Here is a 1688-nt window from a genome sequence, read left to right as displayed (position 1 = left end):
CCCTAGAAAACGCACATAGATCAGCACGCCCCAGATGATGGTGAAGATCATCACTGTCAGCTTGGCCGTTTCCAGAAGTGCTGATTTAAGCTCAGCCCATTTCATCCCCTTCAGGACCGCCATGCAGAACACCACAAAGGCCCCCAGCGCGCCGCCTTCGGTCGGCGTGCCCCAGGCGTCGCCGCCAAAGGGGTTGTAAACGAAGCAGATGATGATCACGACCACAAAGATGATCGGCAAGGCACCGGGAAGCGCTGCAAAGCGCTGGCCCCATGTGAAGCCTTTGACAGGCGGGCCCACGGATTTGAAGATCACAGCGATGCCGACAATCAGCAGGCCATAAACCACGGCAGAAAAGGCGCCGGGGATGAAGCCTGCCAGCAACAGCTTGCCCACGTCCTGCTCGACGATGATGGCATAGATCACCAGGATCGCCGAGGGCGGGATCAAGGACGCCAGCGTGCCGCCGGCCGCCACCACACCGGCGGCGAACTGCTTGTTGTAGCCGATCAGCAGCATTTCCGGGATGGCGATGCGGGCAAAGACGGCGGAGGTTGCCACGCTGGCGCCGGACACAGCGGCAAAGCCCGCGGTGGCAAAGACAGTGGAGACCGCGAGCCCCCCGGGCAGCCAGGCAATCCAGCGTTTGGCCGCCTCGAACAGCGCCCGCGTCAGCCCTGCGTAATAGGCGAGATAACCGATCAGGATGAAGGTCGGGATCAGGCTCAGCGCCTGGCTGGAGACCTTGGAGTGTGGCACCTGGCCTGCGATCTTGACCGAAACGGTCAGCGCCTTGCCAAAGCGCGCCGGATCGTAGCCGAACTTGGCCCAGAAGATCCAAATGAGGCCGATGAGGCCCGCGAGGCCGGCGGCAAAGGCCACCCGCATCCCCAAGACCACCATCGCCAGCAGGCCGCCCGTGACCCACAGGCCGATATCAATGGGTTCCATATGCCCTACCCCTGCCCGCCAGCAGACTTATCACTGGTACTGCTGTCATGGCCTTCCAGTTGCTCAGCCTCTGCCGCCGCCTGCTCTGCCGCGGTCAGGACCAGCGGCACGGCGACGGGTGTCTCCAGCCCCAGCACCAAGGCGCGGCCGTAGCCCCAGATCTGCAGCAGCAGCCGCAGGCCCAGAACCGCAAAGGCCACCGGCGCCAGCAGCTTGGCTGGCCAGATCGGAATGCCGATATCGATGGAGCTGTCACGGCTCCACCAGGGGGCAGCAAAATCAAAGGAGCGCAGGAAATGCGACCAGCTGCCCCAGACCAGAGCCATAATCAGCAGCAGGATCAGCAGGACCGAGATCAGCTCAAACAGCCACATGGCCCGCCCCCGCAACGCGGCGATAACGATGTCCATCCGGATGTGGCCGCCGTCGCGCTGCACATAGGCAATACCCATAAAGGCAATCAGCGGCATGATCTGTTCGATCCAATCCACATAGCCGGGCAAGGGCGCATTCATTGCATTCCGCCCGCCGACCGAGACCACTGCCAGGATCATCAGTGAAAACACTGCGATACCGCTCAAAAGCGCCAGCAAGCGCTCCGCTTTCAATAACCGCTGGTCCAGCCTGCTGATCAGGCTGCCGTCCTCCAGCACTGCTGCGCTGCCTGCCATGCCCGCCCCCGTCTCTATGTACAATCAAAGACAAAAGGGGCCGGACCTGAGCAGCCCGGCCCCTTT

The 1688-nt window shown here is 62.5% G+C and carries 2 protein-coding genes; both read right to left on the bottom strand.

Annotation, left to right across the window (positions count from 1 at the left end; genetic code table 11):
- Nucleotides 1-951, bottom strand: a 951-nt coding sequence (locus A2I95_RS35845) for a TRAP transporter large permease subunit (RefSeq protein ID WP_291737298.1), incomplete at its 3' end; no start/stop codon positions are given.
- 5 nt (nucleotides 952-956) lie between these two features.
- Nucleotides 957-1622, bottom strand: coding sequence for a TRAP transporter small permease subunit (locus A2I95_RS35840; protein ID WP_027259214.1), 666 nt, complete (start codon nucleotides 1620-1622; stop codon nucleotides 957-959).
- Nucleotides 1623-1688: the final 66 nt, after the last annotated feature.

This window comes from Leisingera sp. F5 (assembly GCF_001593695.1).
The sequence above is the reverse complement of the archived record's forward strand: the minus strand, read 5'-3'. Positions and strand labels throughout refer to the sequence as shown.